This window comes from Kribbella sp. NPDC048837, assembly GCF_055586945.1.
This window is the reverse complement of record NZ_JBVJHF010000001.1, coordinates 977611-991455: the sequence shown is the minus strand read 5'-3', so window position 1 is coordinate 991455 and position 13845 is coordinate 977611. Positions and strand designations below refer to the sequence as shown.

Genomic DNA, 13845 nt, shown 5'->3' with positions numbered 1-13845 from the left:
TCGTCAGCCGACGGAGATGCGGTCCAGATCCGGAGCCGCGTCCTCGTCGTTCGAGATGCGAATCGTGTTCGACCCGGCGTGGAGCTGGATCGGCACGCTGACCGTTTGCACGGTGGTGTTGCCGATGCCGGTGACCGACGCCTCGACCGGGGCGCCGCCGTTGACGGAGACGAAGTACGACTTGGTTCCGTTCACGGTGTAGTCGAGGTAGAGGGTGTAGTCGCCGGCCTGCGGGACCGTGACGTCGGGGACGATCACGTGGGCGTCGGAGGCGCCGCCGAGGTTGCGGACCTTCTGGCTCCCCGAGCAGCCCGAGCAACTGGTCACGCCGGCGCTGCCGATCTGGTTGAGGGAGCTTTCGGCCTCGCGCATGAAGACGCGGTCGGCCGGGCGCACCTGGATCGGGACCGTCTTGGTGACCTTGTGCGGCAGGCCGACCGTCTCGAAGGTCACGTCGATCGGGACCTGCACGGCGCCGGAGCCGGTGAGCGTCCAGGTGCCGGTGATGGTCTGCCCGAGACGCAGACCGGCTGCCGTCGCCGGAGCACCCGACACAGTCCATCCGGCCGGAACCACCGGTGTCATCCGCACGTTGTCGACCGAGTCCTCGTCCAGCCGCAGCTCGGCGGACACCGTGACCGACTGCTGTCCGGACCCGACCCAGACGACACCGGACGGCTTCACCGTCATCGTCGTCTTCGGCACGGACGACGCGGCCGGCATCGGACCGACCGCGATCCGGTCGAGCTTGGCGCTGCCGGAGACCGCGATCGTGTTGGCGCCGGCCTGCAGCGGTACGGCGATCGCAGTCGCCCCGGGGACATCGGGATTCCCGGCATCCAGGGCGGCCTTGATCGGCGCACCGCCGTTGACCCGCACCCAGAAAGTGCCGGCGTCCGCCGTCGTGCCGTCCAGCTGCAGACGATAGGTCCCGGCCGTGGGTGCTTCGACACCCCGATAGACGACGTCACCGTCGACCCGGGCCGACCCTGAGCATGCTGCGCAGTACTCGACTCGTGCGTGATCGGCGCGGTTGGCCTCGGCTTCCAGCGGCAGTGGATCGCGCAGGGCCTGCGGGTACGCGTAGCCGACCCTGATCTCGTCGATCCGCAGTTGCTTGTAGTACGGCGGCGACTGCGGACCGGACCAGGTGTTGAGCACCTCGAGCTTCACGTACCGCGCGACCTGGTCGCCGATGTCGATGAACTGCACACCGCGCCGGCTCGGCATCGCGCTGGTCCGCACGGTCTTCCAGTGCTTGCCGTCCACGCTGACGGACACCTTGTAGTCCTTGATCCGCGCCGAGTCCTCCGGTCGCCCGAACGACTCCCGTGCGTGCGTCGGCGACCACTCGGTCTGGTTCACCGCCAGGTACGTCGCCTTCCGCGGCTTACCGAGATCGAGTGTGGCCGCCACCGGGAACTGCCCGTCGGCGTCCCAGTAGTCCGGGTAGCTGCCGTCGACCAGACCGGCCGCCGGGTGATCGGCGGTCTCCGCCGTGGCCGTTGCTTTGAGCATCGATTGCGGGTAGAGACCTTCCTGCCCGGAGGTCGTCACCCGGAAGACCGTGTCGTACGCGTCCCAGTCGGTGACGCCGAGGATGCTGAGGTAGCCACCCGACTGGTTGAACCGGAACGCCTTCCCGGTCCGGACATCGGAGACGCTCGTGACCCGGTAGCCGTTGTCCCGCAGCCTCACCAGGTCCTGCGACTTCGGCTTGGTCAGCACGTGCACGTACTGCGTCCGCGCATTGTCGGCGACCGTGATCACGCCGTGCGCGCCGTCGTTCCAGAAGCCCGGCTGCATCCCTCCGTACATATAGCCGCCGCCGTTGGTCTTCGCCAGCGAGGACATGATCGGTGGCAGCCACTGGGCCATGAAGTTGTTGAAGTTCACTTGCTGGGGCGGGAACTTGCCGTTGACCATCGCGGTCTCGGCCATCAGCGACTTGATCGACGAGCCCGCGTTGGCGACGTACCGGCCGACGCTGAGGCCGTAGTCGACCACGCTGTCGCTGCCGTCGTACCACCACTGGCCGGTGGTGGGCAGCTTGTAGTCCGCCTCGGTCAGCCGCGGCATCGGGGTGAAGGTGGCCTGCGGATAGTCGTAGGCCGGCGTGATGCCGGTCTTCTGCTCGTTGCTGACCGTGTCCATGATCGGGGTGTCCTCGTTGTTGTTGCTGAGCAACCACGAGGGCCGTTGCTGCCGGATCTGCTCGTACAGTCCGTGCTGCTCCCAGTAGGCGTTGTCGTTGTCGATCCAGAATCCTGACAGGTCCGGGTAGTTGTCCATCACCTCGTGGAACAGGTCGTAGCTGTACCTGCCGAACCCGTCCCGCGTGGTCAGGTCGACCTGCTGACCCTTGTACGCCGAGTACGCCGCCGAGTCGAGCGTCTCGACGCCGGGCACCTCGTTGTGCCACTGCGGGTCGTCGGTCATGTAGAGCAGGATGTGCACACCCTTGGCCTTGCCCGCGGCGACCAGTTCGCCGAGGAAGTCTCGTTGCGTGGAGCAACTACCAGGGATCTTCGAGGGCCACGGGCGGGCGTAGCCGAGGCGGCTGTGGAAGGTCGCCAGCACGATGTACGACGCGTGCAGCTTCTGCGCCTCGTCGACCCAGTAGTCGGCGTTCCACCCGCCGGCGGTGACGTCGCGCTCCCAGGAAGCGCAGTCGGTGTGGCGGGGCGCGGTGAACATGCCCCAGTGCAGGAACAGCCCGGCGGTGGAGTCGCGCAGCCATTGCTGGCGCGGGTTCTCGACCTCCGCGCGGGCGGGCGTGATGCCGAGGACGGTGGAGAGCAGGGCCAGGACGAGGGAGGCGGCAGTGAACCGCCGGGGTAGTCGGAGGGCCATCGAGTTCTCTCGTTTCCAGATGGGCGGAAGAATAATGGCAACAAGATTGCCTATTGAGAGATCCGATCTTTCCAACGTTCCCGGCGCGCGGTCAAGACCCGGGGACCGCCAACAGGTCGGCGAGGACGCTGTCGAGCGCCGTCCGGGCCGCGCCGAGGGCGACCGAGTCGGCGCCCATGGTCGAGCCGACCACCTCGATCGGGACCAGCGTCAGCTTCGCCAGCTCGCGCCGGAACGGCTCGGCGATGATCGCGCCGCCGCGCGACATGCCGCCGCCGAGCACGATCACCTCGGGGTCGACGGCCAGCGCCAGCACGGCCGCGCCGCGGGCCAGCACCTCGGCGAACTCGATCAGCACCGCCAGACTCTCCGGATGCTGCAGGGCCGCGGAGGCGATCACCAACTCGCCCTCGCGCCCCGGCCCGGCGCCCTGCTCGGCCGCCAGCGCCGCGCCGCGGGCGTGCAACCGCTCCATGGCCGGCGCCCAGCCGAGCGCCGGGAACACGCCGATCTCGCCGGCCGCACCATGCCGACCCTGGTGCACCTGCCCGTCGATCAGCACCCCGGCACCCGCGCGGTGTCCGGCGAACATGTAGACGACGTCGCGGTACTCGCGGGCCGCGCCCTTCCAGTGCTCCGCGAGAGCGGCCAGCTTCACGTCGTTCGCGACCGCCACGGGCTGCCCCAGCCCGTCTGAAAGCGCTCCCGCCAGGTCGATCTCGGTGAATCCGGGCAGCGAGTACGGCGCCAGCGCCGAGCCGAACGGTCCTTCGCGGACATCGTGCACACCTTCGGCGGCCCGGAGTGCGCCGGTCACGCCGCACGCGATCCCGGTGATGTCGGAGGGGTCGAGCTGTGCCTGCGACCAGCTGGTCCGGGCGGCGTCGATCGCGGCCCGGACGCGGTCGCCCGCGGCGAGGTCGGGGTCGAGCTCGACCCGGTGGGTCGCGAGGGTGTTGCCACGCAGGTCGGTCACCACGGCCATCGCCTTGTGGGCGCCGATGTCGAGGCCGGCGACGTACCCCGATTCGGCGCGGAAGCGGAAGTGGCGGGCCGGCCGGCCCGCCGCGCGACTGGTCGAGGGTTTGCGGGGTGGGGCGCTCTCCTCGACCCGGCCCTCGGTGAGCAGCTCGGCGAGCAGGTCCTCGGCGGTCGGCCGGGAGACGCCGACCAGCGCGCGCAGCTCGCGCAGGGTCAGCGACTCGGACTCGAGGAACGCCCCGAGGGCGGCCGCGAGGTTCAGCCGGCGCAGCAGCGACGAATCGCCCATCCGCCCGCCGGCGGCTCGATCTTGACTCATCCGATGAATCGTCCTTATGCTCGCGCCGATATTGCCAAGTGATCTGCATAATACTGCCGGAACGCCGCGCGGACCGGTTCGGGAGGAAACCCGTATGAGAGCACGGTGGACAGGCGTGGTCGCCGCGGCGACCGTTCTGACGGTAGCGCTTGCCAGTTGTACGAGCGGCGGCCAGGCGGCGGGCGAGGCGAGCGGCGGCACCGTCGAGCTGACCATGCTGACCTTCGAGACGCCGAACCTGCCCGCCTCGCTGTGGGACGCGGCGATCGCCCGGGTGTCGCAGAAGGTGCCCGGTGTGAAGATCAAGAAGCTCGTCACGCCGAACGTCGACCGGACCACCTACGCCAAGCAGCTGGCCAGCTCGGGTCAGCTGCCGGACATCATGATCGCGGTGAACCCGCAGGGCTTCGCCGAGGGCGGCCAGCTCGCGGACTTCAGCCAGGACGAGCTGAAGGACTTCGCCAGCCCGGAGTCGGGTGCGATCAAGGGCAAGATCTACCAGTTGCCGACCAACGCCCAGCCGCAGTCGTTGCTCTACTACAACAAGACCGACTTCACGAAGGCCGGTATCACCGCCCCGCCGAAGACGTGGGCCGAGTTCCTGGCCGACTGCGCGAAGCTCAAGGCGGCCGGCATCACGCCGATCGCGGTCGGCGGCGGCGGCCAGGACACGTTCGCGAGCATGTACACCTGGGTCGGCACGGTCGGCACCGACGTCTACCTGTCCGACCCGGGCTTCTCGAAGGAGATCACCGACGGGTCGAAGACGTTCGACGACCCGCTGTTCGTGAAGGCCACCGACAAGGTCGCCCAGCTCGCGAAGCTCGGCTACCTCGACAAGCAGGGCACCAGCCGCTCGTACGCCGATCACGAGAAGGCGTTCCGGGGCGGGTCGGCCGCGATGTACCCGATGGGCTCGTGGTTCGCGACCTCGGTGGACAACGACAAGCCGGCCTTCGACGTCGGGGTCTTCGCCTGGCCGTCCGACGACGGCAAGGCGGTCGTGCCGAACCTCACTGGTGGTGGTTTGAGCGTCAGCGCGAAGGCCGGGAACGTCGACCTGGCGAAGAAGTTCGCGCTGGAGTGGACCAAGGACAAGGAGACCTCGGACGCCTTCACCAAGGCGGACGGCACGTTCAACACCATCGCCGGCTACCAGCCGCCGGCCGACATGGGTCCGCTGTTCAAGGCGACCCTCGCGATCTACAACCAGGCGGTCGAGGACAAGACCGTCACGCCGGCGCTGTCGATCGAGCAGGGCGACAACGGCCTGCCCGCGGACATGACCGTGCCGGTCCAGCAGATCGCGGTCGAGTTGCTGAACGGGAAGTCCGACGCGAAGACCGCGGTCGGCAAGCTGGACAAGGAATATGCTTCTCTCAAGTAAGCAGCCGAGAAAGCGGCGTTCTGTTCTGGTTCCGGTCCGGGAGTTCTCCGGCTTCGCGCTGCCCGGTCTGTTCCTGTACGGGTTGCTGGTGCTGGTTCCGATCGGGTGGACCGTGGTGCTGGGGTTCACCGATCGGAACCGCTTCGCCCCCGCTACGAGCTGGGTCGGGCTGGATCAGTTCCGGCGGTTGCTCGAGGACGACCAGTTCTGGCTCGTCCTGCGCAACACGTTCGTGGTGACCGCGATCGTGGTCGTCGTACCGAACGTCCTCGGGCTCGCGATCGCGTTGCTGCTGGATCGGGACACGCTGCTCTATCGCCTGCTGCGATCGGTCTTCTTCACGCCGGTGATCCTCAGCGGCATCGTGGTCAGCGTCATCTGGCAGAGCATGCTGCGTCCGGACGGCGTGCTCACCAAGGTGTTCGGCGACATCGGCTGGCTGTCGGACCCGGGCATCGCGTTGTACTCGATCAGCGGGATCATCTGCTGGCAGATGCTCGGCTTCTGCGTGGTCGTGTACCTGGCCGGACTGAACGGCGTACCGCGGGAACTGTACGAGGCGGCGATCATGGACGGGGCCGGGTGGTGGCGCCGGTTCCGGTCGGTGACGTGGCCGATGATCGCGTCCGCGGTGACGATCAACACGGTGATGCTGCTGATCAGCGGCTTCAAGGTGTACGAGCACATCCTCGTGCTGACCAACGGCGGCCCGGGGCGGAACACGACCGCGTCGATCGCCTTCGACGTGATCGAGAAGGGCGTCCGCGGCGACCGGATCGGGTTCGCCGCGGCGGAGGCCACCATCATGCTCGGCATCATCGTCGTGCTCAGCGGCGTCGTCCTGCGCCTGCTCCAGCGCCGGGAGGTGCAGCTGTGAAGGCGCTCCGGCCGATCGCCGCGATCGTGCTGGCCGCACTGTTCTTCTTCCCGGTGTACGTCGTGGTGACGGGCATGCTGAAACCGATCAAGGACATCCAGTCGTCGCCGCTCGGCCTGCCGGCACCACCGACCGGTGCGAACCTCCACGCCGTGCTCGGCCGCGAGGACGGGTTGTACTGGTCGGCGCTGATCAACAGCGTCCAGATCACCGTGCTCTCGGTGCTGGCCCTGACGTTGCTCTCGGCAATGTTGGCGCACTACCTGGTCCGGTCGACCGCACGCTGGACGCGCCCGGCGTTGCTGATGCTGCTCGCCGGTCTGATGATCCCGCCGGCCGTCATCCTGCAGCCGGTCACCCAGGTGCTCGGCGCGCTCGGCCTGATGAACTCCGTCGTCGGAGTCGTCTGCGCGAACGTCGCGTACTACCTGCCGTTCGGGGTGTTCGTGTTCTCCGGCTTCATCGGCACGGTGCCGGTCGAGATGGAGGAGGCCGCGAGTATCGACGGCGCGAGCCGGTTCCGGCTGTTCTGGCAGGTGGTGTTCCCGACGCTGCGCCCGGCGGCGGCCAGCGTGATGATCTTCCTCGGCGTCTGGGTGTGGAACGACTTCCTCACCCCGTTGATCGTCCTCGGTCCCGAGTCCGGGACGACGGTGACAGTCGGCGTCTACCGGTCGGTGGGGGAGTACTCGACCAACTTCGGCACGCTCTACGCCTTCTCGTTCCTGGCGTCGTTGCCGGTACTGCTGTTCTTCGTCGCACTGCAGAAGCAGTTCGTCGCCGGTCTGACCACGGGAGCCGTGAAATGAGTGTCCACTTCGAGAACGGCGTCCTGCTGCTGACGACGCCGAGTACGTCGTACTCCGCGTATCTCGGCGACGACGACATCCCGATCCACACCCACTGGGGTGCCCGGATCACCCCGGACGACGCGGCGTACCTGGCGCGGACGACGGCCGCCCGGCTGGCGAGCGAGTGGACGAGTTTCCGGTCGGCGGCCAACGGCCACGAGGAGTACCCGCTCGACGGGCGGCTGCAGTTCGGCCGGGCCGCGATGTCGCTGGCGTACGGCGACGTACGCAGTACCGAGTGGTCGTTCGTGGGACACCTCGTCCGCGACGGACGTGAGCTGGAGCTGAGGTTCGACGCACGCGGTGTGCGGGTGAGCCTGCACTACCGCGTGTACGACGACAGCGACGTGATCGACCGGTGGGTCGTCGTACGGAACGAGTCGGACTCGGCGGTCGACGTCCATCGTCTGGACTCGGCCGCGTGGGTGCTGCCGGAGCAGGCGTCGTACCGGATGTCCACGTTGACCGGGCGCTGGGCGGCGGAGACGCGGCTCGCCCGAAGTGAGTTGGCGGAGGGGCGATTCGTGCTGGAGAGCCGGCGGGGGATCACGAGCCATCACGTGAATCCGTGGGTCGCTCTGGACGACGGCACGGCGACCGAGGAGTCAGGCGAGGTGTACAGCGCGGCCCTGCACTGGAGCGGGTCGTGGCGGATGCTCGCGCAGCGCGAGCTCGACGAGCCGGTGCAGGTGCTGTTCGGCTGGGGGCACGAGGACTTCGGGCCGCGTGAGCTCGAGCCGGGCGAGGAGTTGGTGACACCGGTGACGTCCGGGCTGTTCACCAACGGTGGCTTCGGTACGGCGAGTCGCGCGTGGCACGCGTATGCGTTGGAGCACGTGCTGCCGCGGTCGGCGGAGGTCCGGCCGGTGCTGTTCAACTCGTGGGAGGCGACCGGCTTCGACGTGGACGAGGCGAGCCAGGTCGCGCTCGCGACGCAGGCGGCCGAGCTCGGGTGCGAGTTGTTCGTGCTCGACGACGGATGGTTCGGCCGGCGGACTGACGACCGTAGGGGGCTGGGGGACTGGTGGGTGAACCCGGAGCGCTTCCCCAACGGGCTGCAGCCGCTGATCTGCAAGGTGCACGCGCTGGGGATGGGGTTCGGGCTCTGGGTCGAGCCGGAGATGGTGAACCCGGACTCCGATCTCTACCGCGCGCACCCGGACTGGGTGTACCACTTCGAGGGCCGCGAGCCGGCCCAGCTGCGCAACCAGCTCGTCCTCAACCTGGCCCGGCCGGACGTCGCCGAGTGGGCCCTCGAGCAGCTGGACTCGTTGCTGACGGCAAACGATCTGCAGTTCGTGAAGTGGGACATGAACCGCCCGTTCGCGGACACCGGCTGGCCGGCCGCGCCGGAGCGGCAGGCGCGGATCTGGTTCGACCACGTCACCGCCGTCTACCGGATCATCGACGCGTTGCGGGCCAAGCATCCCGGCGTCGCGATCGAGGCGTGCTCGGGCGGTGGCGCGCGGGTCGACCTCGGGATCATGGCGCGGACCGACCAGTTCTGGACGTCGGACAACACCGACGCGTTGGACCGGCGCTACATCCAGCACGGGTTCAGCCAGGTGTACCCGGCCCGCACGATGTCGTGCTGGGTGACGGACGTGCCGTCGTTCATCAACAAGCGGAACGTGCCGCTGACGTATCGCTTCCACGTCGCGATGGCCGGCGTCCTCGGGATCGGCGGCGACCTGACCGAGTGGTCGCCGGAGGAGCTGACGCTGGCTCGCGAGTTGATCGCGGAGTACAAGGACATCCGGCACGTCGTACAGCATGGATCGCAGTACCGGTTGGGCTCACCAGGGCGGGCTCTGTCGGCGGTGCAGTACGTGACCGCGGATCGCCGGGAGTCCGTCGTACTGGCGTATCAGGAGGCGCAGCAGTACGACAGTGCTCCACGGCCACTGCGGTTGCAGGGGCTGGATCCAGAGGCCACGTACGAGGTCGAGGGCAGTGCGGTGTCAGGCGCATTCCTGATGGCTCATGGCCTGTCGCTGACGTTGATCGGCGACTACGACAGCCGGCTCCTTCGGCTTCGCAGCAGCTGACCTGTGAGCCCGCTCGGCGCCGATGCCGGCGGCGACCACGGAGGCGATACCGACGGCCTGGAGGAGACCGGGGGACTGGCCGAGGATCAGCCAGCCGATCAGCAGGGCGAGGGCTGGCTCGAGGCTCATCAGGGTGCCGAAGACACCGGCGTCTAGGCGGCGGAGGGCGAGGTACTCGAGGGTGAACGGCACGACCGGGAGCAGCAACGCCAGGCCGAACCCGATGGCGACGAGCTCCCAGGTCATGACCGGGATGGTGCTCGGTCCGGCGACCACGGTCGCGACCAGAGCGGCGACCGGGATGGACACGCCCATGCCCTGCAGACCGGCGACCTTGTCGCCGACCTTCTGGGTGAGCACGATGTACGCCGCCCAGCACGCGGCGGCACCGAGCGCGAACAGTACGCCGATCCCGTCGACCGAACCGTGCCACGGCTGCGTCAACAGCATCACGCCGACGAACGCGAGCGCGGGCCAGATCAGCCGGCCGCGGCTGCGCAGTACGGCGACGGTCAGCGGGCCGAGGAACTCCAGCGCGCTGGCCGTGCCGAGCGGAAGCCGTGCCACGGAGGCCATGAAGAGCAGCGTCACGCCACCGGTCGCTATGCCGAGGCCGACCGCGGCCAGGAAGGACCTGCGGTCGAACGAACTGGGACGCGGGCGGAACAGCACCAGCACGATGAGCGCCGCACAGGCCAGTCGCAACCAGGCGGCACCCTCGGGACCGACCCGGTCGAACAGGCCGACGGAGGCGGCCAGGCCGAGCTGGACCAGCGTCATCGACAAGACGGCGAAGGTCACCCCGGTGCGGCTGTCACGCGTACTCATGACTCCAGTGAAGCTCGCGAATCCGTTCGAGTCCACGTGAGATTCATGGACAGATCATTCGTGATCACTGAACAATGGCTGGATGGACGTACGCCGTCTCGAGCTGCTGCTGGCCCTGTCGCGCCAGGGGTCGATGCACGCGGTCTCGGAGAGTCTCGGCGTCACCACCTCGACCGTCTCGCAGCAGATCGCCGCGCTGGCCAAGGAGGTCGGGACGCCGCTGGTCGAGCCGGACGGGCGCCGGGTGCGACTCACCCCGGCGGGCCGGCGGCTGGCCGAGCACGCCGTACAGATCCTGGCGGCGCATGAGGCGGCGCGGGCCGATCTCGACCCGTCCGCCGAGCCGGCCGGGACGGTCCGGGTGGCCGCGTTCCACACCGTGATCCGGGACACCCTGCTGCCCGTCGTACACCAGTTGGCCGCCGAGTATCCCGCGGTGCGGCTGGAGATCCAGGAGCAGGAACCGCCCGAGGCGCTGGGCCTGCTCGAGCGGGACCAGGTCGATCTGGCGTTGAGCTACGACTACAACCTGGCACCCGCCGCGGTCGACCCGGGGCTGGACCTGACCCCGCTGTGGCACTCCAGCTGGAGTCTCGCGGTGCCGTCGCGGTCCCGGCGTACGACGGGACCGGCGGCCGACGTCCTCGCGGCCTTCGCCGACAGCGACTGGATCGTGAACTCCCGCCACAACGCGGACGAGCGCGTCGTCCGGACGATCGCCGCCCTGGCCGGCTTCGAGCCCCGCGTCACCCAACGCGCCGACAGCCTCGTCCTCGTCCAGGAGATGATCGTCGCGGGCCTCGGCGTCGCACTGGTGCCGGCCAACTACCCCAAAACCCCCGGCATCTCCCTCCGCCGCCTCCACAACCCCGAACCCCTCATGCGAGCCCACGCCCTGACCCGCCGAGGCCGCACCAACTGGGCACCACTGTCCTTGGTCCTCACCCTCCTGTCACGGCATACACGCTCCACCTGACTTCACTCGACCAGTTTGCCGTCGGAGGAGACGTGGCGCATGAGGGTGCGGAACTCGTCGGGGATGGGCGGGATCTGTTCGCGGTCGACCGATCCGGGGCCGGACCAGACGAGGTTCACCTGGAGGGACTCGTCGAGGTCGGGGTAGTCGGAGCGGTTGTGGCAGCCGCGCGTCTCGCGGCGTTCGAGGGCCGCCTCGAGCGTCGCGCGCGCGGCCAGCGCCGACGCTTTCAGGTCGAACGCGTGGGCCAGGTCCTGGAAGCCGGCGATATCGGGATGCACGCCCATCCGCGTCATCCGGTCCTCGATCTCCGCCAGCTCCGAGAGTCCGGCGAGCAGCCCGGCCTCATCGCGTACGACGCCCGCCCGCGAGGTCATCGTGTCGCGCAGAGCCCGCTGGAGCGCCCGGACGTTCTCCTCACCGTCACCGGCCAGCAGTTCATCGACTTCCGCCCGCGCCTCGGCGACGACCTCCGCCGACCGTTGCTGCGACTGCCTGTCGATCGAGTACTTCGCCGCTTCCTCCGCGACGATCCGGCCGAAGACCAGGAGCTCGATCAGTGAGTTGCCGCCGAGCCGGTTCGCGCCGTGCAGACCACTCGCGGCCTCGCCGAGCGCGTACAGCCCGTCGACACCGGTCCCGTGATCCTCGGGCCGGACCCACACCCCGCCCATCGAGTAGTGCGCGGTCGGCGCGATCTCGATCGGCTGCTTGGTGATGTCGAGCATCTGGAGCTCGAGCAGTGTCTGGTAGACGCGCGGCAGCCGGCGCATGATCGTCTCGCGCGGGAGGTGGGACACGTCCAGCCAGACCCCGCCGTTCGGCGTACCGCGGCCTTCCTTGATCTCGGTGTAGGCGGCGAGCGCGACCCGGTCCCGGGTGGACAGCTCCATCCGCTCGGGGTCGTACCGCGTCATGAACCGCTCACCCAAGGCGTTGCGCAGCTGGCCGCCTTCGCCGCGGGCGGCCTCGGAGACGAGTGTTCCGGCCGCGTTCTCGGGCTCGATCAGGCCGGACGGGTGGAACTGGACGAGCTCGGGATCGCGGATCCGGCCGCCGGCCAGCACGGCCAGGCGGAACGAGTCACCGGTGTTCTCGTCCCGGCGGGACGACGTACGCCGCCAGATCCGGGTGTGACCGCCGGCCGCGAGGATCACCGCGTCGGCGTGGATGACGTAGCGCCGCCCGGTGGTCAGGTCGAACCCGTACGCGCCGAACACCGCGTTGTCCCGGACCAGGATCCGGGTCACGTAGACGGTGTCGAGGATCGGTACGCCGAGCTGGACCGCCCGGTTGATCAAGGTGCGCTGGATCTCCAGGCCGGTGTAGTCGCCGGCGAACGCGGTCCGCCGGTAGGTGTGAGCGCCGAAGAACCGCTGCGAGATCCGGCCGTCGGCCTCGCGGGCGAACGGCATCCCGTAGCTCTCCAGGTCGGCGATGCCCCGGGCCGCGCCCTCGGCCACGATCCGGACCGTGATCGGGTTGGCCAGCAGGTAGCTCTCCTGCAACGTGTCCGCGGCGTGCTGCTGCCAGGTGTCCTCGGGGTCCATCGTGGCGAGCGCCGCGTTGATCCCGCCGGCTGCGAGGGAGGTGTGCGCGTCCGAGCGCGGCCGTTTGCCGAGAGCAAGGACTTCGACACCCTGCTCGGCCAGCTCGATCGCGGCCCGCAGGCCACCGCCACCGGTGCCGATCACCAGGACGGAGGTGGCGATCTGCTGTTCGGTGATACCCATCTGGCTCTCCCTCTCGGCTGCGTGCGTACTCACTAGCTAGGACAGTGCACGGGTGCGTTCTGTGACTGTCTCGCCGGTCACATCCCGGCTGTCCGGTCCGTCACAAGCCGGCGCGCTGTCCGGTCCTTCCTGGTAGTCCCGAGAGAAGGAGCACCTCATGAATGACCAAAATCCGGTCGTTGTGCTGGTCCACGGCGCGTTCGCCGAGTCGGCCAGCTGGAACGGCGTCGTCGAGCGGCTGCAGGCACGGTCGATCGAGACGGTCGCCGTCGGCAACCCACTCCGCAGCCTCGCCGGTGACGCCGCGTACGTGCGCGACGTGATCGCCGGCATCGGCAGGCCGGTGGTGCTGGTCGCCCACTCGTACGGCGGCATGGTGATCACCGAGGCGGCCGCGCAGAACGACGCCGTCCGGGCGCTGGTGTACGTGTGCGCGTTCGCCCCCGAGGAGGGGGAGTCGGCGTTCGCGCTGTCGGAGAAGTTCCCCGGCAGCACGCTCGGCCAGGCGCTGGATGCGTACCCGATCAGCACCGGCGGCAACGACCTGAGGATCGAGCCGGATCTGTTCCACCACCAGTTCTGCGCCGACGTGCCGGCCGCCACCGCGGCGCTGATGGCCGCGACCCAGCGCCCGGCCAGTGACGTCGCGCTCACCGACGCACTGCCGACCGCGACGCCGGCCTGGAAGACGATCCCGTCCTGGTTCGTCTTCAGCGACGAGGACCTCAACATCCCGGTGGCGCTGCACCGCTTCTTCGCCGAGCGGGCCGGCGCGAAGGACACCCGCGAGGTCGCGGGCGCGTCCCACGCGCTGTCGGTGTCCGACCCGGAGGTCGTCACCGCCTCGATCCTCGACGCCCTGTCCGCCTGACCCCTCCGGTCCCACGGGAGTCCACCACGGACTCCCGTGGGAGACCACGAACTCGACCACGGACTTTCCGTGGCGCGCCGACCGCCGTCCGCGCGCGAGGGTGGGCCCAGCCCCCACGCAA

General features: G+C 69.1%; 10 protein-coding genes. 6 read left to right on the top strand and 4 right to left on the bottom strand.

The window, feature by feature from the left end:
- Nucleotides 1–3: 3 nt before the first annotated feature.
- Together ACZ6O0_RS04610 and ACZ6O0_RS04605 are read right to left on the bottom strand one after the other, a co-directional pair.
- Complete coding sequence (locus ACZ6O0_RS04610; RefSeq protein ID WP_465763429.1) at nt 4–2853, bottom strand: CBM35 domain-containing protein; 2850 nt, start codon at nt 2851–2853, stop codon at nt 4–6.
- A gap of 91 nt (nt 2854–2944) precedes the next feature.
- Nucleotides 2945–4153: an ROK family protein gene (locus tag ACZ6O0_RS04605; RefSeq protein WP_465763428.1), complete on the bottom strand. Its 1209-nt coding sequence runs from the start codon at nt 4151–4153 to the stop codon at nt 2945–2947.
- A 94-nt stretch (nt 4154–4247) separates the two neighbouring features.
- On the opposite strand from ACZ6O0_RS04605, the gene ACZ6O0_RS04600 reads away from it, so the two are divergent.
- From ACZ6O0_RS04600 to ACZ6O0_RS04585, 4 genes are read left to right on the top strand one after another with little or no spacing between them, the layout of a single operon-like run.
- On the top strand, nt 4248–5540 hold the full coding sequence (locus ACZ6O0_RS04600) for an ABC transporter substrate-binding protein (RefSeq protein WP_465763427.1): 1293 nt from the start codon (nt 4248–4250) through the stop codon (nt 5538–5540).
- A complete protein-coding gene (locus ACZ6O0_RS04595; RefSeq protein ID WP_465763426.1) occupies nt 5524–6417 on the top strand; it encodes a carbohydrate ABC transporter permease in 894 nt (297 codons plus the stop codon). The genes ACZ6O0_RS04600 and ACZ6O0_RS04595 overlap by 17 nt, the downstream gene beginning before the upstream one ends.
- Entirely contained in the window at nt 6414–7226 is an 813-nt protein-coding gene (locus tag ACZ6O0_RS04590; protein ID WP_465763425.1) for a carbohydrate ABC transporter permease, read from the top strand. The genes ACZ6O0_RS04595 and ACZ6O0_RS04590 overlap by 4 nt, the downstream gene beginning before the upstream one ends.
- The gene (locus tag ACZ6O0_RS04585) at nt 7223–9316 is read left to right on the top strand and encodes an alpha-galactosidase (protein ID WP_465763424.1); all 2094 of its coding nucleotides are present in this window, start codon (nt 7223–7225) and stop codon (nt 9314–9316) included. Before ACZ6O0_RS04590 ends, ACZ6O0_RS04585 begins: the two co-directional genes overlap by 4 nt.
- Here the strand turns inward: ACZ6O0_RS04585 and ACZ6O0_RS04580 are convergent.
- A complete protein-coding gene (locus tag ACZ6O0_RS04580) occupies nt 9230–10144 on the bottom strand; it encodes an EamA family transporter (protein WP_465763423.1) in 915 nt (304 codons plus the stop codon). The two genes, ACZ6O0_RS04585 and ACZ6O0_RS04580, sit on opposite strands and share 87 nt — an antisense overlap.
- Before the next feature lie 82 nt (nt 10145–10226).
- Between ACZ6O0_RS04580 and ACZ6O0_RS04575 the strand changes: the two genes are divergently transcribed.
- Entirely contained in the window at nt 10227–11120 is an 894-nt protein-coding gene (locus tag ACZ6O0_RS04575) for a LysR family transcriptional regulator (protein WP_465763422.1), read from the top strand.
- A 2-nt stretch (nt 11121–11122) separates the two neighbouring features.
- On the opposite strand, the gene ACZ6O0_RS04570 is transcribed toward ACZ6O0_RS04575, so the two are convergent.
- On the bottom strand, nt 11123–12853 hold the full coding sequence (locus tag ACZ6O0_RS04570; protein ID WP_465763421.1) for an L-aspartate oxidase: 1731 nt from the start codon (nt 12851–12853) through the stop codon (nt 11123–11125).
- 157 nt (nt 12854–13010) lie between these two features.
- On the opposite strand from ACZ6O0_RS04570, the gene ACZ6O0_RS04565 reads away from it, so the two are divergent.
- Nucleotides 13011–13724, top strand: a complete 714-nt coding sequence (locus ACZ6O0_RS04565) for an alpha/beta fold hydrolase (protein WP_465763420.1) — start codon at nt 13011–13013, stop codon at nt 13722–13724.
- The last annotated feature ends 121 nt before the right edge of the window (nt 13725–13845 follow it).

Coding starts and splice junctions, on each gene's coding strand:
- ACZ6O0_RS04600 (WP_465763427.1), top strand. CDS start 4,248: ATGAGAGCACGGTGGACAGGCGTGGTCGCCGCGGCGACCGTTCTGACG.
- ACZ6O0_RS04610 (WP_465763429.1), bottom strand. CDS start 2,853: ATGGCCCTCCGACTACCCCGGCGGTTCACTGCCGCCTCCCTCGTCCTG.
- ACZ6O0_RS04575 (WP_465763422.1), top strand. CDS start 10,227: ATGGACGTACGCCGTCTCGAGCTGCTGCTGGCCCTGTCGCGCCAGGGG.
- ACZ6O0_RS04585 (WP_465763424.1), top strand. CDS start 7,223: ATGAGTGTCCACTTCGAGAACGGCGTCCTGCTGCTGACGACGCCGAGT.
- ACZ6O0_RS04565 (WP_465763420.1), top strand. CDS start 13,011: ATGAATGACCAAAATCCGGTCGTTGTGCTGGTCCACGGCGCGTTCGCC.
- ACZ6O0_RS04605 (WP_465763428.1), bottom strand. CDS start 4,153: ATGAGTCAAGATCGAGCCGCCGGCGGGCGGATGGGCGATTCGTCGCTG.
- ACZ6O0_RS04595 (WP_465763426.1), top strand. CDS start 5,524: ATGCTTCTCTCAAGTAAGCAGCCGAGAAAGCGGCGTTCTGTTCTGGTT.
- ACZ6O0_RS04570 (WP_465763421.1), bottom strand. CDS start 12,853: ATGGGTATCACCGAACAGCAGATCGCCACCTCCGTCCTGGTGATCGGC.
- ACZ6O0_RS04580 (WP_465763423.1), bottom strand. CDS start 10,144: ATGAGTACGCGTGACAGCCGCACCGGGGTGACCTTCGCCGTCTTGTCG.